This window comes from Amycolatopsis coloradensis (genome assembly GCF_001953865.1).
Lineage (GTDB): Bacteria > Actinomycetota > Actinomycetes > Mycobacteriales > Pseudonocardiaceae > Amycolatopsis > Amycolatopsis coloradensis.
On record NZ_MQUQ01000004.1, the window covers coordinates 294,073 to 318,955 of the forward strand.

The 24,883-nt window shown below is 68.5% G+C and carries 26 protein-coding genes; 15 read left to right on the top strand and 11 right to left on the bottom strand.

Annotated elements, in window-relative coordinates:
- Positions 1-129: 129 nt before the first annotated feature.
- Genes BS329_RS43290 through BS329_RS08490 form a run of 5 tightly spaced genes read left to right on the top strand, consistent with a single transcriptional unit; the run spans position 130 to position 5,350 of the window.
- Positions 130-276, top strand: a complete 147-nt coding sequence (locus BS329_RS43290) for a hypothetical protein (RefSeq protein ID WP_158075757.1) — start codon at positions 130-132, stop codon at positions 274-276.
- Complete coding sequence (locus BS329_RS08475; RefSeq protein ID WP_076157626.1) at positions 273-1,538, top strand: MFS transporter; 1,266 nt, start codon at positions 273-275, stop codon at positions 1,536-1,538. Before BS329_RS43290 ends, BS329_RS08475 begins: the two co-directional genes overlap by 4 nt.
- Positions 1,535-2,851 carry an ATP-grasp domain-containing protein gene (locus BS329_RS08480; protein WP_076157629.1) on the top strand — a complete coding sequence of 439 codons (1,317 nt, stop codon included), beginning with the start codon at positions 1,535-1,537 and terminating at the stop codon, positions 2,849-2,851. Before BS329_RS08475 ends, BS329_RS08480 begins: the two co-directional genes overlap by 4 nt.
- Positions 2,848-4,107, top strand: a complete 1,260-nt coding sequence (locus BS329_RS08485) for an acyl-CoA dehydrogenase family protein (protein WP_076157632.1) — start codon at positions 2,848-2,850, stop codon at positions 4,105-4,107. Before BS329_RS08480 ends, BS329_RS08485 begins: the two co-directional genes overlap by 4 nt.
- On the top strand, positions 4,100-5,350 hold the full coding sequence (locus BS329_RS08490) for an ATP-grasp domain-containing protein (RefSeq protein ID WP_076157634.1): 1,251 nt from the start codon (positions 4,100-4,102) through the stop codon (positions 5,348-5,350). Before BS329_RS08485 ends, BS329_RS08490 begins: the two co-directional genes overlap by 8 nt.
- A 100-nt stretch (positions 5,351-5,450) precedes the next feature.
- Here BS329_RS08490 and BS329_RS08495 read toward each other — a convergent pair whose 3' ends face one another.
- Genes BS329_RS08495 through BS329_RS08510 form a run of 4 tightly spaced genes read right to left on the bottom strand, consistent with a single transcriptional unit; the run spans position 5,451 to position 10,615 of the window.
- On the bottom strand, positions 5,451-6,755 hold the full coding sequence (locus BS329_RS08495) for an FAD-dependent oxidoreductase (RefSeq protein ID WP_076157637.1): 1,305 nt from the start codon (positions 6,753-6,755) through the stop codon (positions 5,451-5,453).
- 19 nt (positions 6,756-6,774) lie between these two features.
- On the bottom strand, positions 6,775-7,809 hold the full coding sequence (locus BS329_RS08500) for an NAD(P)/FAD-dependent oxidoreductase (RefSeq protein WP_076157639.1): 1,035 nt from the start codon (positions 7,807-7,809) through the stop codon (positions 6,775-6,777).
- Positions 7,809-9,335: a class I tRNA ligase family protein gene (locus tag BS329_RS08505; protein WP_076157642.1), complete on the bottom strand. Its 1,527-nt coding sequence runs from the start codon at positions 9,333-9,335 to the stop codon at positions 7,809-7,811. The genes BS329_RS08500 and BS329_RS08505 overlap by 1 nt, the downstream gene beginning before the upstream one ends.
- The gene (locus BS329_RS08510) at positions 9,335-10,615 is read right to left on the bottom strand and encodes a SidA/IucD/PvdA family monooxygenase (RefSeq protein WP_076157645.1); all 1,281 of its coding nucleotides are present in this window, start codon (positions 10,613-10,615) and stop codon (positions 9,335-9,337) included. Before BS329_RS08510 ends, BS329_RS08505 begins: the two co-directional genes overlap by 1 nt.
- 333 nt (positions 10,616-10,948) lie before the next feature.
- On the opposite strand from BS329_RS08510, the gene BS329_RS08515 reads away from it, so the two are divergent.
- The 6 genes from BS329_RS08515 to ddaH all read left to right on the top strand — a co-directional run bounded on the left by BS329_RS08515 (position 10,949) and on the right by ddaH (position 15,395).
- A complete protein-coding gene (locus BS329_RS08515) occupies positions 10,949-11,713 on the top strand; it encodes a response regulator (protein WP_084749470.1) in 765 nt (254 codons plus the stop codon).
- Positions 11,714-11,819: 106 nt separating this feature from the next.
- Entirely contained in the window at positions 11,820-12,221 is a 402-nt protein-coding gene (locus BS329_RS08520; RefSeq protein WP_208619174.1) for a cupin domain-containing protein, read from the top strand.
- A complete protein-coding gene (locus BS329_RS08525; RefSeq protein WP_076157647.1) occupies positions 12,214-12,537 on the top strand; it encodes an avidin-fold protein in 324 nt (107 codons plus the stop codon). Before BS329_RS08520 ends, BS329_RS08525 begins: the two co-directional genes overlap by 8 nt.
- Positions 12,537-13,916, top strand: coding sequence for an FAD-binding oxidoreductase (locus BS329_RS08530; protein ID WP_076157650.1), 1,380 nt, complete (start codon positions 12,537-12,539; stop codon positions 13,914-13,916). The genes BS329_RS08525 and BS329_RS08530 overlap by 1 nt, the downstream gene beginning before the upstream one ends.
- The gene (locus tag BS329_RS08535; protein ID WP_076157652.1) at positions 13,913-14,575 is read left to right on the top strand and encodes a DUF6875 domain-containing protein; all 663 of its coding nucleotides are present in this window, start codon (positions 13,913-13,915) and stop codon (positions 14,573-14,575) included. The genes BS329_RS08530 and BS329_RS08535 overlap by 4 nt, the downstream gene beginning before the upstream one ends.
- Before the next feature lie 19 nt (positions 14,576-14,594).
- On the top strand, positions 14,595-15,395 hold the full coding sequence (gene ddaH, locus BS329_RS08540) for a dimethylargininase (RefSeq protein WP_076157655.1): 801 nt from the start codon (positions 14,595-14,597) through the stop codon (positions 15,393-15,395).
- 358 nt (positions 15,396-15,753) lie between these two features.
- Here the strand turns inward: ddaH and BS329_RS08545 are convergent, their stop codons facing one another.
- Positions 15,754-16,788 (bottom strand): hypothetical protein, encoded by a 1,035-nt coding sequence (locus tag BS329_RS08545; protein WP_076157658.1) that lies wholly within the window; start codon positions 16,786-16,788, stop codon positions 15,754-15,756.
- Positions 16,789-16,950: 162 nt separating this feature from the next.
- On the opposite strand from BS329_RS08545, the gene BS329_RS08550 reads away from it, so the two are divergent.
- Positions 16,951-17,586, top strand: a complete 636-nt coding sequence (locus BS329_RS08550; protein ID WP_076157661.1) for a DUF1345 domain-containing protein — start codon at positions 16,951-16,953, stop codon at positions 17,584-17,586.
- Between the two features lie 6 nt (positions 17,587-17,592).
- Here the strand turns inward: BS329_RS08550 and BS329_RS08555 are convergent, their stop codons facing one another.
- Positions 17,593-18,489: a 3-hydroxyacyl-CoA dehydrogenase family protein gene (locus tag BS329_RS08555; protein WP_244197069.1), complete on the bottom strand. Its 897-nt coding sequence runs from the start codon at positions 18,487-18,489 to the stop codon at positions 17,593-17,595.
- 175 nt (positions 18,490-18,664) lie between these two features.
- Here BS329_RS08555 and BS329_RS08560 point away from each other — a divergent pair, with 175 nt between their 5' ends.
- Positions 18,665-20,371, top strand: coding sequence for a cation:proton antiporter (locus BS329_RS08560; protein WP_076157666.1), 1,707 nt, complete (start codon positions 18,665-18,667; stop codon positions 20,369-20,371).
- On the opposite strand, the gene BS329_RS08565 is transcribed toward BS329_RS08560, so the two are convergent.
- On the bottom strand, positions 20,361-20,903 hold the full coding sequence (locus tag BS329_RS08565) for a YceI family protein (RefSeq protein ID WP_076157669.1): 543 nt from the start codon (positions 20,901-20,903) through the stop codon (positions 20,361-20,363). The two genes, BS329_RS08560 and BS329_RS08565, sit on opposite strands and share 11 nt — an antisense overlap.
- Positions 20,904-21,044: 141 nt before the next feature.
- Here BS329_RS08565 and sigJ point away from each other — a divergent pair, with 141 nt between their 5' ends.
- Positions 21,045-21,953, top strand: a complete 909-nt coding sequence (sigJ, locus tag BS329_RS08570; protein ID WP_076157672.1) for an RNA polymerase sigma factor SigJ — start codon at positions 21,045-21,047, stop codon at positions 21,951-21,953.
- Positions 21,954-21,956: 3 nt separating this feature from the next.
- On the opposite strand, the gene BS329_RS08575 is transcribed toward sigJ, so the two are convergent.
- The 4 genes from BS329_RS08575 to BS329_RS08590 form a co-directional block, all read right to left on the bottom strand.
- The gene (locus BS329_RS08575; protein WP_076157675.1) at positions 21,957-22,391 is read right to left on the bottom strand and encodes an ester cyclase; all 435 of its coding nucleotides are present in this window, start codon (positions 22,389-22,391) and stop codon (positions 21,957-21,959) included.
- A gap of 17 nt (positions 22,392-22,408) precedes the next feature.
- Positions 22,409-22,879, bottom strand: a complete 471-nt coding sequence (locus BS329_RS08580) for a carboxymuconolactone decarboxylase family protein (RefSeq protein ID WP_076157677.1) — start codon at positions 22,877-22,879, stop codon at positions 22,409-22,411.
- Between the two features lie 203 nt (positions 22,880-23,082).
- Positions 23,083-23,529, bottom strand: a complete 447-nt coding sequence (locus BS329_RS08585) for a GbsR/MarR family transcriptional regulator (RefSeq protein ID WP_076157679.1) — start codon at positions 23,527-23,529, stop codon at positions 23,083-23,085.
- The gene (locus tag BS329_RS08590) at positions 23,526-24,332 is read right to left on the bottom strand and encodes an alpha/beta fold hydrolase (RefSeq protein WP_076157681.1); all 807 of its coding nucleotides are present in this window, start codon (positions 24,330-24,332) and stop codon (positions 23,526-23,528) included. The genes BS329_RS08585 and BS329_RS08590 overlap by 4 nt, the downstream gene beginning before the upstream one ends.
- A 140-nt stretch (positions 24,333-24,472) precedes the next feature.
- Between BS329_RS08590 and BS329_RS08595 the strand changes: the two genes are divergently transcribed.
- Positions 24,473-24,883 carry a hypothetical protein gene (locus BS329_RS08595; RefSeq protein ID WP_076157684.1) on the top strand — a complete coding sequence of 137 codons (411 nt, stop codon included), beginning with the start codon at positions 24,473-24,475 and terminating at the stop codon, positions 24,881-24,883.

The window sequence follows — 24,883 nt, forward strand, 5'->3', positions numbered from 1 at the left end:
AAAGCGCCGAACCTAGCCTTTGGGCCACCGGTCGGCCATGTCGGCGACGCTCGCTTTCACACCATGGACTGGGCCCGCGCCGGTGCGTTTCGTGAACCACCGCGGGTATCCGAAAATGGAGGTGGATGTGTGACCGAGCAAGAAACCGGCGAACAGGCGATCGGCACCGAGCCGAACGGCCCGAGTGACCGCGCGGAAAAAGACGGTCCTTCCCTGGAGCACACCGTACCGGCCGAGGCGTGGCCGCGGGCGTCGATGAGGGACGTGGTCGGATGACCGGCGTCAAGCGGACCGGCGTCTTCGCCGTGCTGCGGGAGACCCCGGCCCCGGTCAGATACCTGCTCGGCGGCATGCTCGTCAACCAGCTCGGCGCGTTCGTCCAGACGTTCCTGATCCTCTATCTGACCTTCCGGGGCACCTCGGTCGGCTTCGCCGGGGTCTGCCTCGCCGCGTACAGCGTGGGGGCGATCTTCGGCGCCATGCTCGGCGGCGAACTGACCCACCGGTTCGGCGGCAGGGCCACGATCGTGACGGTGATGACGTGCGCGGCGCCGCTCATCGCGTCCATCCCGCTGGTCTGGGGCACGCCCCCGGTACTGCTCGTGGTGATCGCGCTTTCGGGGCTGTCGATCCAGGCGTACCGGCCGGCGGCGGCGGTGCTGCTCGCCGAGCTCATGCCGGAAGAGCACAAGGTCATGGGTTTCTCGATGATGCGCATCGCGCTGAACATCGGCGCCGCCGTGGCTCCGCTGCTCGCCGCCGTACTCATCCAGATGAACTGGGACCTGTTGTTCTGGCTGGACGGCGCGACCGCGGGACTGTGGGCGTTGCTGGCGTTCGTGTTGCTGCCGAAACGGGTCGCGACCCCGCACAGTGCCGAGTCCGATGGCACGCCCGCGCCCGCCATGAGCGCCCGCGCGGTGTACGGGAAAATGGTCCGCGACACCCGCTTCCTGTGCTATCTGGCGGCAGGCGTGTTCGGCATGATCGTCTACGCCGGGTCGATCGCGGTGCTGCCGTTGAACATCGTCTCCGCCGGCTACCCGGTCGGGTTGTACAGCACGGTGCTGGTGATCTCCTCGGTCGTGCTGATCACCTGCGAACTGAAGATCACCACGTACATCGTGCGGATCCCGAAGTATCTCGCCGGCCTGTTCGGCAATCTGGTCAGCGGGGTCGGGTTCGTCCTTTATGGACTGATCGCGGAGCATCCGTTCTTCGTGGTGGCGGGCGCGTTGCTGGCGGTGTCCGGGCTGATGATCCACGGACCGAGCACGGCCGCCCATCCGGCCACTTTCCCGGTGGAGCTGAGAAGCCGCTACATCGCGACGAAGGAGACGTTGTCCGGTCTGGCCGCGACGATCGGTCCGATCCTCGGACTGTTCCTCTGGAGCACTTTCGGCGGGCCGGTGTTCTGGGGCTTCTGCGCGCTGTTGTCCTTCATCGCCGGATCGATGCACATCTACGGCCTCGGGCAGCCGCCCGTGCCGGAGCCGGTGGCCGAGCCCGAACCGGAAGTCGTGGGAGAGCGACCATGAACGAAGCCAACGGTGTGCTGCTGGTCATCGGCAGCGGGTTGAAGCTGTATCGCGAATACCTCGTCTCGTCCATCCACCGGTGCGCCCGCGCGGCCGGACTCGGCCTCGTGCTGCTGAACAATCTCAAACCCACCTGGCAGCACGCCTACTTCGACGAGATCGTCCACACCGACGTGTTCGACGCGGACGAGATGCTCGCCGCCGCCCGCGAAGTCGCCGGACGGCACCGGATCGCCGGCCTGATGTGCTGGGACGAACCGGTCGTGCTCGCCGCGGGTGAACTCGCCGCCGAACTCGGGGTCCCCGGGTTGAGCGTGGACGGCGTCCGCGGCTGCCGCGACAAGAACCGCACCCGGACCGTGCTGACCGCCGAAGGGCTGCCACAACCGGGTTACGCCCTGACCACCTCCCTGGACGAGGCCCGCGCCGCGGCTGCCCGGATCGGGTACCCGGTGGTGCTCAAGCCGAGGGCCATGGGCGCGAGCATCGGCGTGGTGTACGCCGCCGACGAGTCCGAAGTGGACGCCGCGTTCGGCGTCGCCATGGGCGCGGCCACCGTCGACCAGAGCCGCTACGGCGGGGGCGCGATCGTGGAGGGCTACGTCTCCGGTCCGGAGATCAGCATCGACGCCGCCGTGCACAAGGGCGAGTACCTGCCGATGTTCGTGGCCCGCAAGCAAACCGGCGACCAGCCGTATTTCGAGGAGGTCGGGCACGTCGTCGACGCCGACGATCCGCTGCTGCACGACACCGAACTGATGGACGTCCTGACCCGGGCGCACCGCGCGCTCGGCGTGGCGGACGGCATCACCCACACCGAGGTCCGGCTGACCGACCGCGGCCCGCTGATCATCGAGGTCAACGGCCGCCTCGGCGGCGACCTGATCCCGTTCCTCGGCCGGACCGCCACCGGTATCGACCCCGGCGAGATCCTGTTCGCCGTCACGACCGGGCAGCGCCCGGCCGTCACCCTGACCCGGCACGCGGTCGCCGGCATCCGGTTCGGCTATCCGGACCACGACTGCCTTGTCCACGAGGTCACGGTCCCGGGCGAAGCACCCGGCCTGGTACTCGCGTCGCCGATGATCGATCCGGGCAGCACCTTGCGCTTGCCTCCAGGCGGCTACCTGGCCAGGCACTCGTTCGTGGTGTGCGAGGCAGGCGACCCGGAAACCTGCGCGCAGCGACTGGACACGGCCGCCGCCCTGGTGCGGATCGACGCCGATCCGGTGGACCCACCAGCACCCGGTACCGCCTTCGAGATGCCCGCCGGGCTGCTCGACGTCGACGAACACGAGGGAGTTTCCGCATGACCATGACCGAGCCCGTCCGCACCGATGTGCCGCTGACCGGCGCGCAGATCCTCGCGAACGCCAAGGCACTCGCGCCGATCCTGCGTGAGCGGGCCGCGGAGATCGAAAAGAACCGGAGCCTGCCCGCGGACGTGGTCCAGTCGCTGCGCGACGCCGGCGTCTTCCGGATCGGTTTCAGCCGGGACTGGGGCGGCCCCCACATGACCTCGATGGAGCAGACCGAGGTGATCGAGGCGCTTTCCCACGGCGACGCGTCCGTCGGCTGGTGCGCCAAACTCGGCTCGGACATCGGCCTGCACGCCAACTTCATCGACCAGGACGAGGCGCGCCGGATGTTCACCAGCCTCGACATGCATTCCGCGGGGGTGCTGCCGGTGACCGGGCGCGCGGACCGGGTCCCCGGCGGCTACCGGCTCACCGGCCGGTGGGGGTTCGGCAGCGGCTCGACCCACGCCGACTGGGTCGCCTCCGGCGCCATGGTGTTCGAAAACGGCGAGCCCTACGCCAGCCCGGACGGCAGCAATCCGCACGAGTCGCGCCTGTTCATGGTGCCGGGTGACCAGATCGAATCCGTCGACAACTGGTACACCCTCGGCCTGTGCGGTTCCGGCAGCAGCGACTACACGATCACGGACGTCTTCGTCCCGGAGAACCACTCCCTGACGTTCGACAACCCGAAGGTCCCCAACGGACCGCTGGTGCAGCCGGACGTGATCCAGCGCAGCATGTGCGGCGTCCCGCTCGGCGTGGCGAGGGCCGCGCTGGACTACGTCCGCGGTCTCACCATCGAGCGGGTCGACATGCTGAAGGGCTCCCCGTGGCGGATGAGCGGGCTCGCCTGGAAGGACAACGAACACATCCAGATCACGTTGGCCGAATGCGAGGCCGACTACAGCACGACACGCGCCGGGGTGTACCGGGCGCTGGAGCGGCAGTGGGAGGTCACCGCCGACGGGATCGGCACGCTGGACGATCTCACCCCCGACGAGCGGGTCGCCCCGGCGCTGACCGGCTGGCAGGCGTTCCAGATGTCCAAGCGGGTCGTGCAGCGGCTCGCCGATCTGCTCGGCACCGCGGCGATCCGGTCGGGCGACCCGATGAACCGGTGGCTGCGGGACTCGATGACCATGGCCATGCACCCGACCGCGCGGGACCGCGTCACCCAGACGGTCGGCGCGCATCTGGTCGGCGCCAGGCCTTCCATGCGGTTCATGCTCGGCATCGTGGACAAGCCCAAGACCGAGTCCGATGAGTGAGCGGCCCATCCTGGTCGTCGGGTTCGTGACGCCGGTGCTGCGGGCACTGATCGGCGCCGAACCCGACGGCTCGGTCGTCCTTGTCGAAGAGCCGGACGTCGTCCGCAAACGGGACATACGCGCGAAACTGGCCGGGTCTCCCCTCGTCCGTGAACTGATCGAGTGGGAGCACGCCAAACCCGGCACGGCCGACGCGTTCTACGCCACCCACCGCGACCTGAACCCGGTCGCGGTGGTCCCGCTCATCGAGTACGCCACCCCGTTCGCCGCCCGGCTCGCCGAACGTTACGGCGTGCCGGGCGCGAGCCTCGGCGCCGCGCTGACCTTGCGGGACAAGGCTTTGCTGCGGCAGGTCAGCGCGGCCGCCGGGGTGCCGAATCCGGAGAGCGCCACGGTGACCTGCCCGGCGGACGTGCTGGCGTTCATGCGTGCGCGGCCCGGCCCGGTGGTGCTCAAGCCGACGAACCGGCAGGCCGCCGTTGGCACCCAGATCATCCAGGACCCGGCGGAGGTCGAGCAGGCCTGGGCGAACTGTGTCGAGCAGGACGAGGGCGTCTTCGTCCCCGACCGGCCGATGGAACTGCGCATGCTGGCCGAGCGGTACGTGCCCGGACCCGAGTACAGCGTCGAGATGCTCGTCCGCGGCGGACGGCAGTTGTTCGCCAACGTCACCGGCAAGCAGCTCTATCCGGGCCCGCGGCCGGTGGAGCTGGCGCATATCGTGCCCGCCGACATACCCGACGACCTCACCGAGACCCTGGCGGAACTGACCCGTCAGGTCGTCGCGGCCGTCGGGTTCGTCGACGGCATCCTGCACTGCGAATGGATCGTCGCCGACGGTGTGCCGTTCCTCGTCGAATGCGCGGGCCGGATCGCCGGGGACGGCATCCTGGAAATCATCGACCACGCCTATCCGATCAAGCTGCTGCGTTCGTACTTCGCCATGATGCGCGGCGAAACCCTGCCCGAGCTGCCCCGTCGCGCCACCGGCGGCGCGGCCGTGCGGTTCGTTCCCATGGAGCCCGGCGTGATCGACGCCGTGCTGGGCGTCGAGCAGGCCCGTCAGGTGGAAGGCGTGTTCCTCGTCGACCTCCAGGTCGGTCCCGGCCACCGGTCCACCGGGCTACGCAGCTCTTGGGACCGCTCGGGCCTCGTCATGGCGGAGGCGGACTCTCCGGCCGAAGCCCTGCAACGCGCCGAAAAGGCCGCCGGCCTGATCCGGATCGAGGTCCGCCCAGAGTAACGCGAAGTACGTGAAGGCCCCCTTCCTTGCGTCTAGCGCAAGGAAGGGGGCCTTCACGTACTTCACATCGCGCGGCTTGGAGGCGCAACTCGCCGTTGGGTCAGCGGCGGAAGCGGCGGAACGCGGCGGCCGTGAGCGCGGCGACGGCGGAGGCGCCCGCGTACTTGAGGATGCGGTGCTGGCGGGTGGCACGGTGCTGGGCCTGGGCGTACGGGATGGTCGTGTTGGTGACCATGGCGTGGAGCGGCATCCAGCGGTGCCGGAGCACCTTCTCCAGGAGGGTGTCGCAGGCCCGCTCGAGACGGACCGCCGGGGAGCGCACGGTGTCGCGTAGCTCGGCGAAGTTGCGGTGGGACATGGCGGCCAAGGCGTCGGTGTTCGGCTTGCGGCGGGTGTAGTAGCGAGCCAGGGCCGCCGTCGTGTCACCGGTGTGGTGGGCGAGGCTGGCCGTCAGCTCCAGCGCGTCCTCGAAGGCCGAATTCATCCCCTGCGCCAAGAACGGGTAGACGGCGTGGCAGGCGTCGCCGATCAGCACCACCTTGCCCTCGTGGACCCACGGGGCGGTGCTGACGGTGACGAGGTTGAAGGTGGGTTGCCGCAGGAACGTCTCGCCGAGGTCGGGGACCAGCGACAGGACGTCGGGGAAATACTCGCGGAACAAGGATTCCACGTCCGACGGCGTCCGCAGCGAGTCGAAGCCGTGGGTGCCGTGGAACGGGAGGACGCAGGAACAGGTGAAGGAACCGTCGCGGTTGGGGTGGGCGAACATCATGATGTCGCCGCGGGGCCAGAGATGGAAGACGTCGTCGGCCATGCGGTGGGTGCCGTCGGCGGCCGCCGGGATGTGGAGTTCGCGCCAGCCCCATTCGAGGTAGTGCTGCGAGAACTCCGCGCGTTGATCGTGGTGCATGGACCGGCGGACGGCCGAGAACGCGCCGTCCGCGCCCACCACGACGTCCGGCTTCACCACGAGGCTCCGCCCGTCCGGGTCCACAAAGGACACCGATGGCAGGTCCCGGTCGACCCCCGTGCACCGCGTGTCGAACACGAACCGCACACCCGGGACCCGGCAGGCCGCGTCCACCAGCAGCGCGCTCAGGTCCTGGCGCTGGATGGCCAGGATGCCGCCCTCGCCGTAGGCCGAGAACCGCAGTCCGCCGTCGAGGTTGTGCAGCATCCGCCCGTGCATCGGCACGACGAGCCGCTTCACCTCCTCCGACAACCCCAGGCTGTCCAACGCGGCCAGGCCACGCCGGGACAGCCCGAGATTCATGGACGTCACCGCGCTGGCCATCTCGCGCGGATCCGGCCTGCGGTCGTACACCGTCACCGCGTGTCCTTGTCTGCCCAGCGAAAGCGCCAGGAAGGCGCCCGCCATGCCGGCACCCACAATCGCGAACTCCACTACTCACTCTCCTTGTCGTTCACGCACTGACCTCCATGACAGCGCCGAGGATTTCCTTGGCGACGAGTGGCGCGGTGCCGAAACCCGACCCGCCGCAAGCCGGCCGGGACCACACCGACGGGTGGACCCGGGTGAGCACCGGGCCGCCGGTGCCGGGATCGGTCGCGTAGTGGCAGTCCCGTACGGCGACCACGGTGTAGTCCGCGGCGTCGGTGAGGATCGGTTCGGCGAGCAACCGGTCGGCCCACGGCTCCCGGTCGGTGTCCACAGTGGACGCGACTACTCGGCACACCGCGTCCGAGCTGATCTTGAGCAGGGTGCCGCCGCCGGGAGGCAGCAGCCAGGCCCGGCGGTCGGCACCGATCCGGCCGACCCCGGGCGCCGACGCCCACCAATCGGCCAGGTGCCGCGGCGGGCTCAGGTAGACCATCGTCTGGCGATAAAGGACGACGGGTGGCCCGGTCAGCTCGGTGGCCCACGGCCCGGCCGCGACCAGGACGAGATCCGCGCTGACGACCGTCCCGTCGGCCAGCGTCACCCCGTGGTCCTCGACGGCGACGACGACGCGTCCCGGCCGCAGCACCACCGCGGGATGCGCGGCGAGCCATTCGGCGGCCGCGCGCAGGAACCGATCGGCCAGCAGTACCCCGGCGCCGGGATCGCGCACCCCTCGGTTCCCGGCCGGGAACACCACGGGCGGCAGGGCGTCCGGCGGGACGACGGTCGCGGACACCCCCGCCTGCCCCGCGGTGTCGAGCGCCTGCCCGAGCTCGTCCGGGGTGCCCGCGGTGACCACCCCGACCGGCCGGAAGATCCTGGTCCGCAGCAACACTTCCAGCTCCAGCCACCGACGGCGGGCCTCGGCCATCCGCAGGGTGCCGTCGACGTCGTCCGGCCGCAATACCCGCAGCACCCGGTGCTGGTCGGACGACGTCGACGCGGGATTCGGGACGGGACCGCGATCGAGCACGGTGACGCGGTGGCCCGCCCGCGCGCACCCGATCGCGGTCACCAGCCCGGTCACCCCCGCTCCCACGACGACGACCGTGGCCATCAGCCGGTCAGCCGGGGCAGCCGCTTCGGGGTGACCGTTTCCGCGTCCACCCGTCCGGGCAGCGACGTGTCGGACAGCGCGGCCGCGGCGAGATCGATCAGGATCGGCGCGGCACAACGCAGGAACACCTCCACCTGGTGGCAGAGGTCGCCCGCGGTCCCGGCGGTCACGGTGGCGGCCAGCCGGTCCAGCCTGCCGAGTTGCTCGGCGAGGGTCGACGCCACGGCCGTCACGCTGAAGCGCCGCAGCTCGTACCCGTCGGCGAACCGTTCCGCCATCCGCAACGCCGTTCTCCTGGCTTCTTCGGAGACCGGCAGCGGACCGTGGCCCACCCAGGCGTCGACCACCGCCGCGACCCGGTTCCACGGTCCCGTCAGCCGTGTCTCGCTGACCCGGAGCAGAGCCTCGTGGGTGAAGTCGGTGCGCTGGTACTCGGGGCTGGTGGCGCAGAGGTGGAAGCGAATGAGATCGCGCGGCACCTCGGTGGCCAGTTCACGGCCGGACACGACGTGCCCGCGGCTGGTGGAGAACTTCTCGTTGGCCAGCTCGTAGAACTCGTTGGTGACGTACCGCGACGGCAGCACGTGACCGCCGAGCGCGGTGAGCATCGCCGTGCCCACGATCGCGAACGGGTAAGTCGCGTCCAGGCCGAGGAAGTACACCACGGTCGAGCCGGAATCCGAGTGCCACAGTTCGTCGTCGGCGGCCAGTACCGCGCCGCGTTTCTCGGCGGCGAGGGCGGTGGTGAACATGCTCCACGGCATGCCCTCCATATGCGGGTAGATGACCTGCCCCGGCACTTCGGGGAACGGCGCCGGGATGCCCCACGACGTCGGCTGGGTGATCGGGAAGTCCGGCAGCGGCCCCGCGAGCGCGGACTCGATGAGCTGGGCCATGCCGGGCCGCATCGGGGTGCGGGCGAAGTACGCCTCCAGCTCCACGCGGTACCGCTCGACCGGGAAGACGAGGATGTCCGCCTCCCGGTATTCCAGCGGCTCGTCCGGACGCAACGTCGAACGCGGGCCGATCAGATCGCCGGGGGCGACCGGAAGGCCGCAGCTCTCGCAGATCCCGGCGTACCCGTCGGCGAGGCAGAACGGGCATCCACCGGTGACGTAGGCGTCCATCAGGTACTCGCCGGTGCTCGGCAGGTAAGGGAAACGGACCGTCCGCAGCTCCAGCGCCCCCATACCGTGCAGGCGGTCGTAGAAGTCGATGACCAGTTTAGTGAACCGGTCACCGATGCAGCCGAACCCGTCGACTTCGATCCCCATCGCGGCCAGGGTCTGCTGGACCTGTTCCGAGGACCGCTCCCGCAGTTCTTCCGGCGCGACGCCGAGGCGTGCGGCGGCGGTGACGATGTAGTTCTGGGTGAAGTGCATACCGGTGCCGTACAAGGCTTCCCGCCCGGTCGCGCGGGCGTACCGGGTGCAGACGTCCGCGGCGAGGAAGGGCCCGGCGAGGTGGCCGAGGTGCAGGTCGCCGTTCGCCGTCGGGGCAGGCGAGATCACCACCAGCCGGTTCATCAGGCGGTCCTCGGCTCGGCGGCGCCGCGGCGGGCGAGCAGATCGCCGACGATGTCACGCGACCGGTGGGCCAGCACGCTGATCAGCGAGTCGGCGATACCGTGCGTCGCTTCGTTGATGCCCTGCAGATACACCGCGCCCCAGGCGGAATCGCCGAGGTCGACCCGGTAGCAGCGGCTGACCGAGATCTCGGACAGGCCGACGCGGTCGGCGAGGTCGCGCACCATCGCGGGCATCCGCTGGTCGAAGCCGGTGCCGAGGAGCACCAGGTCGCAGTGCAGCGGCTCGACCTTGCCACTGGTCCGGTCCCGCAGGTCGAGCACGACCTCGTCGTCTTCGACCCTGGCGCCGACCACCTCGGTCAGAGTCCGTACCTCCGAACGCTGCTGGCCGATGCCGCGCTGCTGATAGAGCGTGGTGTAGATGTGGTCGAGGAACGGCGGGGCCGCGCCGGCGTAGTTGGTCAGGCGCATCTCCTCCAGCACCTGCTGGCGGATCTCGGGCGGGCTGTCGTAGAAGCGGTCGACGAACGACGGGAAGAACAGCTCGTTGACGAACTTGCTGGTCTGGTAGTTCTGCGGGCCGATGGACCGCACGATCATGGTCCGGGTGCTGTTGGGCAGATTGTCGTGCAGTGCCATGAACATCTCGGCCGCGCTCTGCGCCCCGCCGACCACGACGGCGCGCAGCGGCGCGTCCGCGGGCAGTTGCGCGATCCTGCGCCGGTACTGGGCACTGTGGATGAGCCTGTCGGACGGCAAGTCCGCGAAGACGTCGGGAACATGCGTGTCGCGGCCGCCACCGACGACCAGGTCGCGGCAGCGGATCGTGTCCCCGTCGGTGAGCGTGGCGACCCAGCCGGTGATCGACCCGTCGGCGCCACGCGCGGGCTCGATGCTCTGAACCTTTGCGTCGTAACGGATGCGGACCTGGTCCAGCGACTTCGCGACCCACTGCAGGTAGTCGGAGAACTCCCACCGGAACGGGTGGAAGGTGCCGAGGTTGACGAACTCGTCGAGCCGGTTCTCCTCGTGCAGGAAGTTGAGGAACGAGAACTTGCTGCGCGGATTGCGCAGGGTCACCAGATCCTTCAGGAAGGAGACCTGGCTGCGTGCCCACGGCATCAGCAGGTCACGTTGCCATTTGATGTCCGGACTCTGCTCCAGCAGCAGCGTCTGCCCGGCCAGCTCCGGGTTCCCGGACTCTTCGATGGCCACCGCGAGCGCCAGGTTCGCCGGTCCGGCCCCGATTGCCAGCAAACCCACCTGTATTTCAGTCACCGATACACCCCGTTCGTCCAGAATAGGGTGCCGATACTAAGGACCGGCTTTTCCCCGGCGACAGGGTCGGCTTTCCCGAAGGGCGGGGAACCTCGCCGACGCTTCCCCGCGAAGAGGGTAGTTTTGCCGTTGCCGACGGGGAAACACGCCGGACCGCGATCAGGCCGCCATTGATCGGGGACTCCACCGTTCAGCGGCATAATTGATCGCGATCAATTTCCCATAACGGTCATACGGATCCGTTCGATATCCAGGACATACGCTCACCTTCATTGCACTTCACTGAACGGAGCCGGGCAAGCGGGCTCAGTAGCGGCAGGCATAAGGGGAAAGATGAATCATCACGCCAGTAACGGTAACGCCGCTCGTCTATGGCCGGTCGATCGCCCTGACCAGCGGCGCACCGCGATCCTGCTGCCCGGTCACACCACGAGTGAAGTAGACCGCGACCTCGCGCCGCTGACCGTCCTGATCGCCGACAGCCAGCCCGCTGTCCGCCATCAGGTCCGTTCCGCGCTCGAACTCGTCGGCGGCATCGCCGTCGTCAGTGAGACGGCGACGGCGAACGCCACGATCGCGGAGGTCTTCCGGCACCAGCCGGACGTCCTGGTCATCGATCCGCGGCTCGGTGAGTTCACGAACGTCGACGTGCTGAGCCGGGTCTCGCGAGTCGCACCGGAAACCAAGGTGTTGGTACTGAGCGCCCTCGATGACGACACCGCCATCAGGGCGGCCATCCAGGCAGGCGCGCGCGGCTATCTGATCAAAGGCGCCGATCCGGACCAGATCGTCCGCGGCGTACAGGTCGTGGGGGCGGGTGAAGCGATCGTCGGGAAGGCCATCGCCGTCCGGTTCAGCGCCTTGATGCGGTCGGCCGCCGGGCCGGAACCGTACCCGTTTCCCCAACTGACGGCCAGGGAACGGGAAGTGCTCGACCGCATCGCCGCGGGCAAGTCGAACTCGGCCATCGCGCGTGAGCTGGCACTCGCGCCGAAGACCATCAGCAATCGCGTTTCCGCGGTCTTCGGCAAACTCGGGGTGGCCGATCGAGCACAGGCGATCGTGCTGGCTCGGGACGCCGGTCTCGGACGTGGCTGATTCACCGCCGATCGGGAATAGTTCCCCTATACCCGGGAAACCGGCCGAATATAGCCTCGATCAGCACCGAACGCCCGGCAAAAAAGCACGCTGATCGGAGTGGGATGTGACTGATCTGGACCAAGCCGTCGTGGACATCCGCAGGCTGGAGCACGAGAACCTGACTCGGGCCTACGGATTGGACATGAAGCTGCTCTATCCATGGGCCGGTTTGACAGCACCGTTTCGAGGAGCCTGGTGCGTGCTGCGTCCCGGTGACGTATCGGTTTCGCACGCTCATCACGAACACGAGATCTTCATCGGAATGGCCGGGAGCGCCGACGTGGTCGTCGAGGGTGAACGGCACGAGTTCGTGGCAGGGGACCTCGTGTTCCTGAAGCCGGGGATCGAACACAACCTCGTCAACGACCACGACGAGGACTTCTCCTACTACGCGATCTGGTGGGATCGCGCGATGTCGGACGAGTTCATCGCCGCCGAGACCGGCCGGGCCGAGTCCCATGATTGATTACGACGGGCGGAAGTTCCGGAAAGCGGGTGGCGACGCCGAGGCGATCGCCGTCTACCGGCAAGAAGGCGACGTCGTCTGGGCCGAGTTCGCCGGCGGTGACGTACGACGCGGGTCGATCGCGGGCACCCAGCGGGAAAACGGGGCCCTCGATCTGGGTTACACGATCGTGCTCGCCACCGGTGAGGTGATCTGCGGGCGCACGGTGAACACGCCGGAGGTGGCCGAAGACGGCCGTCTCCGGTTGCGGGAGGCGTGGGAACGCTACGGCCCGCACGCCGCCACCGGCGTTTCCTACCTCGACGAGGTGAGCTAGTGTCCCGCAGCCCATCCGACACGGACTGGCGACGCCTCGGCCACGCCGTGGCAGGCCGCGTGCGGCGCCCCGGCGAGGCCGGGTTCCGCGAAGCCAGTGTGCCGTTCAACAAGAGGTTCGCCGGGGTCACCCCCGCCGGTGTCGTGTCCGTGAAGAACGCCGCGGACGTGCGGATCGCCATCGAGTGGGCACGCGAGACCGGTGTCGACGTCGTCGCGCGCAGCGGAGGGCACAGCTACGCGGGACATTCGGTCAACACCGGCCTCGTCATCGACCTCAGCGCGATGAACACCGTGTCCGCCAACGGTTCGACCGGACTCGTGACCGCGGAGGGCGGCGCTCGGATGGCGGACGTCCACGCCGCCATCCAACCCCACGAGATGGCTTTCGCGCTGGGCAACGGCGCCTCGGTCGGCCTCTCGGGCCTCACTCTCGGCGGTGGCTGCGGCGCCACCTCACGCGTACTCGGGCTCACCGCGGACGCGCTGGTGGCCACCACGATGGTGACCGCGGACGGACGACTGCTGCACTGCGACGCGACCACCAACGCCGACCTGTTCTGGGCCTGCCGTGGTGGTGGCGGCGGGAACTTCGGCATCAACGTGTCCTTCACCTACCAGGCGACGCCGGTCACCGGCTGCGCCAGCTACCTGCTGCTGTGGGACCGCGCGGACGCGCCGAAGGTCTTTTCGGTGCTCCAGGAGATCGTGCGGCAGGCACCCGACGAGTTGGCGACCAGGATCGGCGTCAGCAGCGCGGGCGGGTCGGCGCTCGTCGTGTCGGCCATCGGGCAATATCTCGGCCCTGCCAAGGAGTTGCGCGAGCTTCTCGACCCCGTCCTGTCGGTCGCCAAGCCGATCCGGATGGACATTGCCGACCGGACCTACTGGCAGGCACAGGACGACATGCGGCACGAGACAGCCGAAGGCGCGTTCGCGGTACGGACCAACATCGTCACCCGGCCGCTGCCCGACGAAGCCATCGCCACGCTGCTCTCGTCCATCGATCGCCTGCCCGCCAGCGGAAACCCGGACGGTGGCGGCGCGGCCCTGTTCTCCTGGGGCGGCGCGATCAACCGGATGGGCGCGACCGAAACCGCGTTCGCCCACCGGAACGCGATGTTCCTGCTGTCCATGGACACCTCGTGGGCCGAGAACGACGAGCCCGCCGTGGTCGACGCCAATCTCCGCTGGCTGGCGGAACTGGGGAACGAGATGTCTCCGTATGTGACCGATGGAGCTTTTCAGAACTTCATCGACCCTGACCTCGCGGACTGGCGCACCGCCTATTACGGCGTCAACTATCCGCGGTTGAAGGAGATCAAAAAGCGGGTCGACCCGGACGGCGTCTTCACCTTCGCGCAAAGCATCGGATCATGATCGGCGACAGCAAGGTTCTCATCTGGACGGCGGCCGAGGTCGAGGACGGCGCCACCCCGGCGGAGCATCTACCGTATGTCCGGGAAATCCTGGCCTGGGCCGGCCGCTACCTGGTCTCCCCGAACCCGGAACTGGGCCGCAACGGCCCGGTGTGCCCCTACACCCAGCCGTCGCTCCACAAAGGACTGTTTTATCTGGCGGCCCTGACCACCACGAACGGCGAGACGGACGTACGAGACGCGATCCAAAGCCTGCGCTCCTGGTACGAGCGGTTGTCGAACAGGATTTCGCCGTCGGACCGGGAACTGCTGACGATCCTGCTCGTGCTGCCGCAGCTGGACCATCAGGATTCGACGGCGTTGGACGAATTGCAGCGCGAGGCGAAGGACGAGTTCGTCGCCGACGGCCTGATGATCGGACAGTTCCATCCGGTCTGCGATCAGCCCGGGCTGTGGAACGAGAAGTTCAAGGCACTGCGCGCCCCGGTACCGTTGCTGGCCATCCGCAAGCTGGTCGTCTTCGACCTGCCGTTCCTGATGGACAACGCGGTGCATGCCGAGAGCTACTTCCGGCGATTCGCCCCGGACATCCCGCCCCGCATCCGCGGCCAGCTGGTCAAACGGCTGGCGGGCAACGAAAAATCCCTCCAGACGGCCTGATCACCCCAGGAGTACACCAATGCGGCACTATCTCATGGTCAGGCCGAGTCATTTCGACGTCGAGTACTCGATCAACCCGTGGATGGATCCCGGCAAGCCCACCGACCCCCAGCTCGCCATCGCCCAATGGGAATGGTTGCGCGACCTCCACGTCGAGCTGGGCCATCGGGTGGACCTGCTCGACCCGGTGCCGGGTCTTCCGGACATGGTGTACGCGGCCAACGGTGCCACCGTGGTGAACGGCCGGGTGCTGGTCGCGCGCTTCCACCACCGGCAACGCCGCCGGGAGGCCGCGGCGTATCTGACGTGGTTCGCCGGTCAGGGCTATCGCGACGTTCAGCAGGCTCAGTGGCACAACGAAGGCGAAGGCGACTTCCTCGTCGCGGGATCCCGGATCCTGGCGGGTACGGGTTTCCGGACCGATCCCCGGGCGCACGAAGAGGCCGCGGCGTTCTTCGGCGTCCCGGTGGTCGGGTTGACCCTGACCGACCCGCGCTACTACCACCTGGACACCGCGCTGACCGTCTTGGACGAGAATCTGGTCATGTACTTCCCGGAAGCGTTCACCGAAGAGAGCCGGAGACGGCTCGAAGAGCTCTACCCGGACGCCATCACCGCCTCGGCCGCCGACGCCGCGGCATTCGGCCTGAACGCGGTCTCCGACGGGCGGCACGTCATCCTGCCGCAGGCCGCCACGGGGCTCATCGCACAACTACGAGAGCGAGGCTTCGAGCCGATCGGCGCCGATCTGTCGGAACTGCTCAAGGGCGGCGGGAGCGTCAAATGCTGCACGCTGGAACTACGTCCGGCGCACGGGTGACCACTCGAAGGGCCGTCGGACGAGTGACAGCGCGGCGACTATCGGAAGCGGGATCAGGTCGTCGAGGGTCGCGTTTCCTCCGGGCACCCCTTCACCTTACTGTCGCGAAGCCGCCGACGGTCACCCCTTCGTCGCCCGAAGTAGCGCTTCACCCGGCGATTCCCGTCATAGGCCGGGAGCCCTCGCCTCCGAACGTGAGAGGAAGGGCGAAGGGTTGGCCGTGCCTGGTCGTGATGTCGCCTGAAGGCAAGCGTCACGTGCGTCCCGGGGCCACCAGGGGACTCTTTCCCTACCTTCAGGGTAGGCAAGAAGGCCTCCACGACCAGGTGAACGCGTGAACGAGGCGGCACTGTCCCGATCAGACGTCGGTGTACCAGTGCACGGCGATCGTGCCGCGGTTCGCGACGCGGTGCTGTGCCTCGACTCCGACCCAGCCGCGGAACCTGCCCGAATCGTCGATCACCTGGAGCTGCGGCTTGAGGTGCGAGCCGCCGTTGTAGCACTTGCTGTCACCCTGCAGCAGACAGGTGCAGAAGTGCTCGTAGAAGTTCTTCCGCCCGCCCTCGGAGGCCAGGTAGTACCGGATTGCCCTCTTCTCACCGGGCTTGCAGGCCGTGCAGGCGGTCGAATTCGGATCGGTGATCTCGACGGCCGCGCTCAGGCAGTTGTCGTTGCACTCCTTCCACTGCGGCAGCGAAAGGTTGATCCCGGAGGTGCCGGTGCCGGAGTACAGCTTCCCCGTCTTCACGTCATAGGCGTTGTACGCGTAGCGGCCCGGGTAGTACTTCTTCGGCATTTCCTTCAACGGCACGGAAACGGTGGTACGGACGTTGCTGCCGTAGCCCTGGCCCACGTTCGCGCCGTAGCTCGAGCCGGTCAGGGAGAGCACGGCGATCCCGGCCTCCGGGCTGGCGACCGTCCATGCCTCGGTGGAGCCGTTGTCCCAGGTGATGGCGAGTTTGGAGCCGGTGGTGGTGTACTTCCCCCTCAGCTCCTTGACCTCGGCCCCGGCCTGGAATCCGCCGGCGGTGTGGATCGCGCAGTTGTCGCAGCCCGCCGACGTACTGCGGATGGTCGCCGCCGGGTACCCGATGCTCCAGCTCCAGAACCAGAACGCCTCCCGGACGGTGCCGTCCGGGTCGAAGTAGTACATCGCCAGCCGCGAGAACTCCTTGCCCGTCGGCGTGGTTCCGGTCGGCGCCACCTGTCCGATCGTGACCGCGTAGCTCTCCTTGCCGCCTGGCCTCTCCACCACCGCCGACGCGGTGCCGGGCAGCGCCACCCCCGTCAACGCGAGAATCCCCAGTACGACGAGCCACGACCGCAGCGACCTGCGTTTCGGTGCCGTCCCTCCCGATGCCCCCGCACGCGCCGCCTGCCGAGTGACGTTCATGGCTCCCCTCTCGTTACCGCGCGGCCCGGCCGGTCCGGACCTGCCCGCGACTACCACGCCCGGCGCATCGCCCCGCGTTGCCGTTCGATCACCCATATCACCCGAATGGCTCCGGAGGCGGGCCTCGGAGGTGTGCCGCCCGCCCCGGCTACGGTGTGGCTCATGAAGAGTCGGAGGCCTCTGTCTGCGGTCACGCGGCTCGCTGTCGCCGTGGCCGTCGGAGCGGTTATCGGCACGCTCGTCGGCGTGGTGACGCACGGATCGCTCGGCGTACTGGTGGGAATCGCCGTCGCGGCGGCGGCCTTCGTCGTCGCGGGCTGGGCGGTGCTGTGGCCGCTGGACGCCACCGCCACCCGGCGGAACGCCCGCCGTGAGGACTTCCGTCCCGTCACCGAGGAACTCGTCATCGTCGGGGCGGCCCTCAGTGGCCTGGTCGGTGTGGTGGGACTGCTGGTCTTCGGGAATTCCAGCAGCGGGGACGTGACCGCGGCGACCGCGCTGGGTGGCGTGTTCATGGCGTGGGCGGGGCTTCACCTGATGTACGCCACCCGCTACGCGCATCTCTATTACTCGACGCCAGCAGGCGGAATCGATTTCAATTCGGACGATCTCCCGACCTATCGGGACTTCCTCTACTTCAGCTACAACCTCGGCATGACCTACCAGGTGTCGGACACCGCCGTCTCGAGTTCGACGATCCGCGCGGTCGTCCTGAGGCACACCCTGCTGTCCTACCTGTTCGGCACCGTCATCCTGGCGACCACGATCAACCTGGTGGCCGGGGTCGTCACCGGCTGAAGTCCGTCACGGATAGGTGTAGAAGCCCTCGCCGGTCTTGACGCCGAGTTTGCCGCCGTCGACGTATTCGTGCAGCAGTTCCCGGGGACCCGACGGCAGGTCCGGATATTCCTCCGCGTAGTGGTTTTCGATGTCGAGCACGACATCCAAACCGACCTGGTCCATCATCTGGAACGGCCCGACGGGCATATGCCAGTTGATCCGGAACATCCCGTCCACGTCCTCGGGGCGGGCGACGCCCTCGGCGACGACCGCCAGCGATTCCCGCTTGATGGCCGCCCAAATGCGGTTGAAGATGAACCCCACGCTTTCCTTGCGCGCCTCGAACGGGTGAATGCCGAACTCGGGAAGCACCGCCAGCAAGGTGTCCAGCAGGCCTCGGTCGGTCTCGCCGTCGGACATGAGATCGACGGCCGGGGAGCCGGGCGGCATGTAGAAGTGCATATTGCACAGCCGGGACCTGTCCCGCACCTTCTCGGCCATCGTCCGCGACGGATAGGACGACGAGTTGGTGGCGAAGATCGTGTCCGCGGGCGCGGCCTCGTCGATTTGACCCCATAGGGGGATTTTGAGGTCCAGCCGTTCCGGCACCGCCTCCACGACCAGCCAGGCGTCTTCGAGTGCCGCTTCCACCGACGTCACGGCCTCCGCGCGGCCGACCTCGCCATGGCCACGCTCGGCCACCACGTCCGGCAGGGTCCGCGCCACGTAGTCGACCGCCGCGGCGCCCTGCTCGGCACTCGGGTCGTAGATCCGCACCGTCCCGCCACGGGAGGCGAACATCAGCGCGATCCGCCGTCCCAGCGTCCCCGCCCCGAACACCGCCACCGGGCGGTCGCGGATGCCGTCGAAGTCCTGTGTGTACGCCATGCCGATCCGGCCTTTCGTCCCTCGTTCGGTCACTGATCCCGGAGATCGGTTCGCCCTGTGCCGTCAGGCCGTTTCCGGGAAAGGACAACACACATCGGCGCTCCCCGCATGTCGTTGATCACCGGACAGAACGCGCGCGACCGGCCGAGGTCGGGCAAGCTGCACTCGATCGGTGAACCCTCTGCGGCCAGGAAGGCGAGATACCGGCATGCAGGAACTGGCGTTGCTCGCCGTGGTGGCGGTGTTGATCATCGTCGTGGTTTCGTACGCCGCCCCGAAACTCGGGGTCGCGGCACCGGTGCTGCTGGTGATCGTGGGGATGGCGTGCAGCCTGATCCCCGGTGCTCCGGAGCTGTCGGTCGAACCCGATCTGATCCTCGTGCTCGTGCTGCCGCCGATCCTCTACGCGACCGCGGTGAACATGCCGGTCATGGACTTCCGCCGGGATCTGGGCACGATCGGGGCATTGTCGGTGCTGCTGGTCGTCGTGTCCGCGTTCGGTACCGCACTGCTGATCTGGTGGCTCATCCCCGACCTCGGTTTCGCCACCGCCGTCGCACTCGGCGCGGTCATCAGCCCGCCGGACGCGGTCGCCGCGACCTCGATCGGCAAACGCCTCGGACTGCCGCCCCGGCTCGTCACCATCCTCGAAGGCGAGGGCCTGGTCAACGACGCCACCGCGCTGGTGCTGCTGCGGACCGCGGTCGCCGCGATCGCGGGCACCGTCTCCTTCTGGGGCGCGCTCGGCGACTTCGCCTTCGCCGTCTTCGTCGCCATCGCGGTCGGCGCCGTCGTCGGTTTCGTGTCGGTCCGTGCCCGCTCCCGGATCCGCGACCAAGCCGTCCTGACGACCGCGATCTCCTTCGTGGTCCCGTTCCTGGCCTTCATCCCGGCCGAGGAACTACACGCCTCCGGCGTCATCGCGGTCGTGACGACCGGGCTCATCACCGGCCACCAGAGCGCGAAACGCTTCACCGCGCACGACCGCATCTCCGAACGCACCAACTGGCGGACGATCCAGCTGCTCCTGGAGAACGGCGTCTTCCTCCTGGTGGGGTTCGAGATCACCGCGGTCGTCGCGGATGTCCACACGTCGGGTCAGGGGGTGTGGGCCACGGTCGGTCTCGGCCTCCTCGCGACGCTCACCCTCATCGTCCTGCGTACCACGTTCGTCGTCCCGCTCATCGCCGCCCTGCGGCGGCAACAGCGTGAGGCGGGCGAACTCGGCGACCGGATCGAGGCGGCGCTGGACGGACTCAGCGAACGAGGCCCCCACCCCGGCAAGCAACGCCGGTACGCGACGGCGAACCGGGTCCTCCGCCGTCGCCACGCCGACTCCGCGTTCTACGCCAGCGAAGGACTCGGCTGGCGTGGCGGCGGCGTCCTCGCCTGGTCCGGGATGCGGGGTGTCGTCACCGTGGCCGCCGCGCAGTCGCTCCCCAGCGACGTGCCCCACCGGGCCGAACTGGTGCTGATCGCCTTCACCGTCGCGATCGTCACCCTGCTCCTGCAAGGCGGCACGCTCCCGATCCTGGTCAAACGGCTCGGCATCCAAGGCACCGACGCCGAACACGAACACCGCGAATACGCTCGTCTCGCCGTCGAGATCCAGGACGCCGCGCAGGCACTCCTCGACAGTCCGGAACTGCGCCGCGAAAACGGCGAGCCCTTCGACGAGACGATCCTCGACCGGACCCGTGAACGCGTGCTCGCCACCGCCGAAGCCATCGACAAGATGCTGAACGAACGTGACCCCGAAAGCCCTCTGCACCAGCGGCGGGAACTGCAACGCCTCCTCATCGACGCACAGCAGAACGCGCTCCTCGACGCCCGCTCCGGTGGCACCTACAGCTCACACACCCTCCAACGCGCGCAGAACCTCATCGACAACCAGGCCGCCCGCTTCACCTCGTGACTGCCTTCGGTGCCAGCCCGGCAGTGAACCGCACGGTCACCTTCGGGCTGACCAGCAGCTTGGTCGCGAAGTTCCAGTTCACGCCCCAGCGGTTGCGGTCGATCGTGAAGCTGCCCGCGAGGGCTACCCCGGCGGGCCTGGCCTCGACCAGTTCGACGGCGATGCCGCTGACCGGGTGGGTGACGCCTCGGATGCTCAGGTCGCCGTCGATCTCGAACCGGGTGCCGCCGAGGTGGCGGACCCCGGTCGAGGCGAAGGTGAGGACAGGGTGGCCTTCGACGTCGAGGAACGCCGTGCGCAGCTGGTCGTCGCGTTGCCGGTTGCCGGTGAGGATGCTCGCGGCCTTGACGGTGAACCGGACACTGGACCGTGACGGGTCGTCCCCGTCGAGGTGTGCGACGCCCTCGAACTCGTCGAAATGGCCGGACACTCGGCCGGCCATGGTGTGCCGCGCGACGAAACCGAGGGTCGTCCGGGTGGTGTCCAGGCCGTAGTCACCGGTCAGTTCGCTGAGCGTGGTCGTGGTCGTCATGCTGGGACTCCTAGCGGGTGGGGTGTTCCGTCTCGGCACTACGACGACACCGCCCCGCCGGATGTGAGGCGCGAGCCCGCCTCACATCCGGCGGTGGTGTCTCGTCGTACCCGGGACAGCACGCGAGCAGGAGGCAGTCCCATGAACGATCCGTCCGAGCCCGGCCTGAGCGCGATCATGCGAGAACGTCGTCAGCTGATCGGGCTCGCGTATCGCCTGGTCGGTTCCCTTTCGGAGGCCGAGGACGTGGTGCAGGAGACCTACACCCGCTGGTACGCCATGTCCCCCGCCGCACGGGAGGCGATCGACTCCCCCGGCGCCTGGCTGACGACGGTCGCCAGCCGCATCTGCCTCGACCTGCTCGGCTCGGCACGCGCGAGACGGGAACGCTACGTCGGCGAGTGGATCCCCGAACCGGTGCCGGGACAGGTCACGTGGACGACCGGCCGCCCGCCCACCGCCGACCCCGCCGACCGGATCACCCTCGACGAGTCGATCACCATGGCGTTCCTCGTCGTGCTCGAATCGTTGACCCCGGCCGAACGGGTCGCGTTCGTCCTGCACGACGTCTTCCGTTACGCCTTCGCCGAAGTGGCGGAGATCGTCGGCCGCACTCCGGCGGCCTGCCGCCAGCTGGCCTCCTCCGCACGCCGCCGCATCCGCGCGACGCAGGCGTCCCCCGCCCCGATCACCGGTCAGGCCGTTCTCGTCAAGGAATTCAAGAAGGCGTGGGAAGCCAAGGACATCGGAGCACTCATCGGTCTCCTCGACCCCGACGTCAAGGCGGTCGGCGACGGGGGCGGACTCGTCCAGGCCGCGCTCCACCCCTTCGAAGGTCGCGAACAGGTCGCGTCCTACCTCATGGAGGTGGCGCACAAGACGTCCGAACTCGACCTGCTGGAGCGGACCGTCAACGGCCGGCCCGGCCTCGTGCTCCAGCAGGCCGGGCTGACCGTCGCGGTGTTCGCGTTCGACGTCGCCGACGACCGCATCCGGCGTATCTGGGGTGTGCGGAACCCCGAGAAACTCCGGTCGTGGACGGACGCGTGACCGCTACGCCGGGAGGGCGCCGAGTTGCCGCAGCTGGGTGAGGACGTCGACGACACCCCAGATCTCGGCGATCCGCCCTCCGGCGAACCGGAAAATGAAGATCTCGCTGTAGGAAACCGACTTTCCGGTGGCCGGGAGGCCCCTGAACTCACCCCGGTAGGTGCCGGTGACGGTGTTCCGGCAGACGACCTTGTCCCCGTCCGCGAGTACGTCCTCGGCCGTGACGCTCAGGTCGGGGAACCCGCGTAGCAGCACTTGCCACACTCGCGCGAGGGCCTGTGCTCCCGTCGTGTCTATCGGCACCGGGGCGTGGAACACCACGTCCGGTGCGACGACCTCGTCGATCATCGCCGTGACGGCCTCGACGCTGCCGGTGTTGGTCGCGTCGTGAAAGCGGGCGAACGCCGCCCGATTGCGCGCCGTTTCGGTGGTGGACATGGTGCCTCCTCCAGCCGTCAGGCGAACTGCCCGGCCCGGTAGTCGCCCGCGGGGTTCTGGACGATGGCGTTCACCCGGTTGAAGGCGTTGATCAGCGAGATCACCCCCACCAGCGCGGCGAGCTGGTCCTCGTCAAAGTGCTTGGCTACGTTCGCCCACGCCTCGTCGGTGACTCCACCACCGTCTGCCATCCGGCAGGCCTGCTCGGTCAGCTCCAGCGCGGCGCGCTCGGCTTCGGTGAAGACCGTCGCCTCCCGCCACGCCGCGACCAGGTTGATCCGCACGTCCGACTCACCCGCGGCGGCCGCCTCCTTGGTGTGGATGTCCAGGCATACGGCGCATCCGTTGATCTGGCTCGCGCGAATCCGCACCAGTTCCTGGACCGTCAACGACAGCGGTGAGCCTGCCAGCGACCTCCCCGCCGAGATGATGGTCTTCATGAACTTTCCCCCGACGGGGTTGCCGAAGTAGTCAAGCCGGGCTTCCATCGCGATCTCCTCTGTCGTAGTGGGTGTTCTGCCCTACTGACGAGGCAGCCTCGCGAAATGTCAGCCCGGCCCGGCTGTCCGGCGCTCACCGCAGGCGGTGGACGTTGGTGATCGTCCGCAGCGACACAAAGGGGGACGGGCTGTACAGCGCCGCACGGAACCGATGCCACGGATTTGGTGAGAGCGTCCCCAGTTCTGATCGTTCACACGCCACCCCGCCGACTTCGCAACATCTGCTCCCCCGCGTCCACATAGGACTCGAAGAATGCGGCGACCTCCGAAAGCCGGGCGGCGGCGTCCTCGTCCTCGGCGGACCGCGTTCCGCTCCGGAGCACCCGGATGAACGCGCGGGTCCGTTCGTGGCCGGCGGCGAGGAGTTGCTCGAATCCGCCCACCGCCTCGACGAGCAAGCGGCGGCTGCCGGGTTGCGGGATGGTCCGGGCGAGTCCCCAGGAGACCAGCTCACGGACGGCCACGCTCACCGCCCCCTTGCTGAGGCCGAGGGCCGCGCCGAGGGTGTCCAGCGACGCGGGGCTGGAGCCGAGCAGAAGCTGCCCGTAGACACGCCCTGTCGCGCGCGGCAGGTTCCACGACGCGAGGAAGTCACCCATGGCCGTGACGAATACGGCACGGTCGTCGGTGGTCGTCATGCCGCGTCCCAGCCGTCGATGATGCCCCTGATCACCTTCGTGGCCGCGTCCGCCGCGTCGACGGTGACCACGTGTCCGGCATCGGGAACGACGTGCTCGGTCATCCCTTCGGCTCGTGCCCAGCGGGGCATCGCGACCGCGATGTTGCCGGTACGGTCGCGGTCGCCGCGAACGAGGCCGAGTGGAACAGGCGTGCGATATCCCGGTTCCGGCGCGACGAGCGACACGGTAGCGCGCCAGACATCGAGGAAGACGCGTTTGGGCATCCGCGCGAACGTCGCCTCGCACTCGGCGATCCCCTCCGGCGTCACCGCCGAAGCGCGGGCCATGATTCCGGGAAGCCGCGAGGCGGGGATGAGCGCCAGCGAAGGGGCGGCGAGTTTCAGCAGGAGCCGCTCCACCGCGGTGAGCGGGCCGGCGTTCCAGGTGGAGTCCATGACGATGAGGCCGTAGGCGCGCTCGGGAAGACGGCGAACGAGTGCCTGCACGAGGTTTCCGCCGAGCGAGTGTCCGATGAGGATCGGCCGGTCGAGGCCGAGGTGATCGAGGAGGGCGACCAGATCGTCGAGCGCGGTCGTCGCCGTGAACCGGGCACCCGCTTCGAGGCTCGACTCGCCGTGCCCGCGCTGATCCCAGCTGACGACGCGGTGGCCCGCCTCGTGCAGGGCGGCGGCTTGCGCGTCGAACATGCGGTGATCCAGACCGGCGCCATGGGTGAGGACGACAGGGCGCCGCTCCCCCACGAGGTCGCCGTAACGCAGCTCACCGCCGTCCCGCTCGAGCACCAGGCTCATATTTACCATATTCTAAATATAGTACAAATAAACCGCGGCGGGCCTGCCCGAAGTCAGGACTGGGCTCACCACAAGCGGTAGCATCACCGAGGCCAGCTGGTCCGGTCACCGCCGTCGACCGGATCGCTGCCCGCTATTGGAGGTAGCTGATGTACACCCCGTCCACACGGTCCTTTCCGGTGTCGCTGAACCCCGGTGACCCCGTCCGGGAAGCGGCGCTCCAGGCCGCCACCGCACGGCTCGACGAGTTCTTCGGCGATCGTGTCCGGGTCGAGGTGGAACGTCTCGACCGCATCGGGCCTTGGGTGTTCCTGCAAGGGACGATGCGCACCACGGATTCCGGCCGTCCGTACTACGCCGGAACCGTCTACGAGGCACGCCGCGCCGACGGCGTCATGTCCGACGTCTACGTCGCCCTGCTCAAGAAGGCCGACGAAACGGGTGCCGACAACGACGCGCGGTCCTGGCGCTTGTCCGACTACGCCGTCGGCCCGACCGATGTGGCCTGGCTGACGTGGCCGGACGAGCACGAGGCACCGCGCGCGTTGTTCGGCTTCTGA

Excerpts from the sequence above, each read along its gene's own strand:
- BS329_RS08490 (WP_076157634.1), top strand. The coding sequence starts at position 4,100 with ATGAGTGAGCGGCCCATCCTGGTCGTCGGGTTCGTGACGCCGGTGCTG.
- sigJ (WP_076157672.1), top strand. The coding sequence starts at position 21,045 with ATGAACGATCCGTCCGAGCCCGGCCTGAGCGCGATCATGCGAGAACGT.
- BS329_RS08575 (WP_076157675.1), bottom strand. The coding sequence starts at position 22,391 with ATGTCCACCACCGAAACGGCGCGCAATCGGGCGGCGTTCGCCCGCTTT.
- BS329_RS08535 (WP_076157652.1), top strand. The coding sequence starts at position 13,913 with ATGATCGGCGACAGCAAGGTTCTCATCTGGACGGCGGCCGAGGTCGAG.
- BS329_RS08480 (WP_076157629.1), top strand. The coding sequence starts at position 1,535 with ATGAACGAAGCCAACGGTGTGCTGCTGGTCATCGGCAGCGGGTTGAAG.
- BS329_RS08590 (WP_076157681.1), bottom strand. The coding sequence starts at position 24,332 with ATGGTAAATATGAGCCTGGTGCTCGAGCGGGACGGCGGTGAGCTGCGT.
- BS329_RS08515 (WP_084749470.1), top strand. The coding sequence starts at position 10,949 with ATGAATCATCACGCCAGTAACGGTAACGCCGCTCGTCTATGGCCGGTC.
- BS329_RS08475 (WP_076157626.1), top strand. The coding sequence starts at position 273 with ATGACCGGCGTCAAGCGGACCGGCGTCTTCGCCGTGCTGCGGGAGACC.
- BS329_RS08550 (WP_076157661.1), top strand. The coding sequence starts at position 16,951 with ATGAAGAGTCGGAGGCCTCTGTCTGCGGTCACGCGGCTCGCTGTCGCC.
- ddaH (WP_076157655.1), top strand. The coding sequence starts at position 14,595 with ATGCGGCACTATCTCATGGTCAGGCCGAGTCATTTCGACGTCGAGTAC.
- BS329_RS08560 (WP_076157666.1), top strand. The coding sequence starts at position 18,665 with ATGCAGGAACTGGCGTTGCTCGCCGTGGTGGCGGTGTTGATCATCGTC.
- BS329_RS08485 (WP_076157632.1), top strand. The coding sequence starts at position 2,848 with ATGACCATGACCGAGCCCGTCCGCACCGATGTGCCGCTGACCGGCGCG.
- BS329_RS08580 (WP_076157677.1), bottom strand. The coding sequence starts at position 22,879 with ATGGAAGCCCGGCTTGACTACTTCGGCAACCCCGTCGGGGGAAAGTTC.
- BS329_RS08545 (WP_076157658.1), bottom strand. The coding sequence starts at position 16,788 with ATGAACGTCACTCGGCAGGCGGCGCGTGCGGGGGCATCGGGAGGGACG.
- BS329_RS08500 (WP_076157639.1), bottom strand. The coding sequence starts at position 7,809 with ATGGCCACGGTCGTCGTCGTGGGAGCGGGGGTGACCGGGCTGGTGACC.
- BS329_RS08565 (WP_076157669.1), bottom strand. The coding sequence starts at position 20,903 with ATGACGACCACGACCACGCTCAGCGAACTGACCGGTGACTACGGCCTG.
- BS329_RS08505 (WP_076157642.1), bottom strand. The coding sequence starts at position 9,335 with ATGAACCGGCTGGTGGTGATCTCGCCTGCCCCGACGGCGAACGGCGAC.
- BS329_RS08525 (WP_076157647.1), top strand. The coding sequence starts at position 12,214 with ATGATTGATTACGACGGGCGGAAGTTCCGGAAAGCGGGTGGCGACGCC.
- BS329_RS08585 (WP_076157679.1), bottom strand. The coding sequence starts at position 23,529 with ATGACGACCACCGACGACCGTGCCGTATTCGTCACGGCCATGGGTGAC.
- BS329_RS08595 (WP_076157684.1), top strand. The coding sequence starts at position 24,473 with ATGTACACCCCGTCCACACGGTCCTTTCCGGTGTCGCTGAACCCCGGT.